The organism is Capnocytophaga sp. oral taxon 338 str. F0234, assembly GCF_000192225.1.
Lineage (GTDB): Bacteria > Bacteroidota > Bacteroidia > Flavobacteriales > Flavobacteriaceae > Capnocytophaga.
In genome coordinates this window covers 1-2045 of record NZ_GL872417.1, presented here as the reverse complement: position 1 = coordinate 2045, position 2045 = coordinate 1, and the positions used below count along the sequence as shown (strand labels likewise).

Annotated in this window: 3 protein-coding genes; all 3 read left to right on the top strand. The window is 39.0% G+C overall.

From position 1 onward, the window contains the following. The coding region (locus tag HMPREF9071_RS10845; protein ID WP_009401281.1) for a C40 family peptidase at window positions 1-596 on the top strand (596 nt) is incomplete at its 5' end. Next, a complete protein-coding gene (locus HMPREF9071_RS10840; RefSeq protein ID WP_009401280.1) occupies window positions 596-1555 on the top strand; it encodes a type VI secretion system baseplate subunit TssG in 960 nt (319 codons plus the stop codon). The genes HMPREF9071_RS10845 and HMPREF9071_RS10840, both read left to right, overlap by 1 nt. A 14-nt stretch (window positions 1556-1569) precedes the next feature. Further along, on the top strand, window positions 1570-2045 hold a 476-nt coding region (locus HMPREF9071_RS10835), incomplete at its 3' end, for a TssN family type VI secretion system protein (RefSeq protein ID WP_009401279.1).

Sequence of the window (2045 nt, the reverse complement as noted above, 5' to 3'; positions counted from 1 at the left end):
CCGCCTGTTCAGGAGGTAAGTATATCCGTGAGGTGCCCTATCATTATTCTACGGATAGCTTTCGCAAAGCCGCGCAAGCTCATAAGGATAGTATAGACGCCAAATACACAGAAAGCAACTACAAAGATGAGCAGCTTTCAGATGAGGAAATACGGCTTAAAGAGAAGTATTCCATCATCTTAAAGATGATGCCACAGGATATACGCAATTATCCCTTATACACTTATATTGATGCTTGGATAGGTACGCCTTATAAACCGCAGAGCTTGGATAAGAAAACAGGTGTAGATGCCTCTTACTTTGTACAAGCACTATTTAGTGATGTTTACAAAGAGACCTTTCCTAAAACTGCTGATGGTATATTCCGCTCTAAATCCTTACAACTTTTTACAGGAAGAGATTTCTTAAAAGAAGGCGATATATTGTTTTTCAGATATTCCAAAGAACAACCTATCTCAGATGTGGGGATATACCTACACAACGACCGTATCTTAGCCTGCACTGAGGAAGGGTTAAATATCTATGATTTTAATGACTCTTATTTTCAGTTGCGCTATGTAGCTGCGGGCAGACTAAAACAAGAGCAAAAAAAGTAATGGCAACAGACTTAGAACATATCGCCCAAGAAATCACTGCTTTGAAATACGACATCAAGGCAGAAGTCCTTGTCAGTGACCTGATACAACACAAGCATATCAAAGAAAACCAGTGTATTGTAGAGAAAGAAGGACAGTTCTCGCGCAGTTATCGCTTTGATGTGTTGGATGCTTCTGTAAAGGACTATCTCTACGATGCCACTCAGATGCTTTACATAAGTCTCTCCCGTGATAGTCTGTATGATACCTTACCTGAAGGAATGGTACACAGCAAGAATGCAGATACCTCAAAGAAGGGCATAGAGACAATGGTTAAGGAGTATCGCCAGCAAAAGGAAGAGGAAAAAGCAGCGAGATTGTTCTTTGCGCCTTTGGAGAATGAGCTGTTTCAATTTAATGTACAAACAGAAATCTTTGAGAGTTCGTTCTTAAAAGAAATCAATAGCACCCTTGCCCCTGATGTACTATACACCCTATGGAATGTCCCTACGAGTTTTGAAGCTGTGTTAGCCTCAAAGTTTATCAGTCTATTACCCTATGCACATAAGATTATAGGCGACCTTGATAAGACCTGTGAGGTACTATCACTGCTTATCGGTGAAGAGGTCAAGGTAAATATCAGAGAATATGATAACTACGCAGATACCGCCCAAGATACCCTACTTGGGAGTTGTTATTTAGGCTTGGATACGATTGCAGGTACTGATTATACAGATTACACCAAGCATTTAGATTTGGTAATAGGTCCTTTACAGCAAACTGAGTTACCTGAGTACCTACATCAAGGAGCTATTAAGGAGTTTTTGGCATTTTTTTATAGGCACTTCTTCCCTATGGAAGTAGAGGTAACCACAGAGGTGCTACTGCCCAAGGAAAAGCAATCATCAACCCTAAATGCAACAGAATCCTCCTCCTATTTGGGATACAACACTTACTTAACAGAAATTAAAGCAGATTAATATTACAATATACTATGAACCATATAAAGAAATACTTTGGACACTTACTTGACCCGCAATTGATTATCATTGTGCTGGTTATCATTATGGGCTGTGTAGCCTTAAAGATGTTTTTTGCCTCAAAAGTAAGTGGTTTTAAGGATAAATATAAAACCAAGTTCTATATCTATGTAAGTGCAGCCGTATTTGTTTATGCGCTTGTCCCTCTAATGGGTTATAGCCGCCTTTTTATAGACAACAACCTATATGAGTTTATCTTTTATCAGATAGCCTCATTAGGACTGGGAATACTCCACTGCTTTTTATACCGCTACTACTTTAAGAAGTTTGAGTCAAAAGAGGCACTCACAGAGTATCTCTTTGCTATCCTGATAGTAGCTTTTGCAAGCATTCCATTCTTGCTTATTTATTCTTTCCTCAATGACGTAATCTTTGCTTATTGGATGTTGATGCATTTCTTGTGGTTTTTTGTCCCCACCTTGCTTAATGA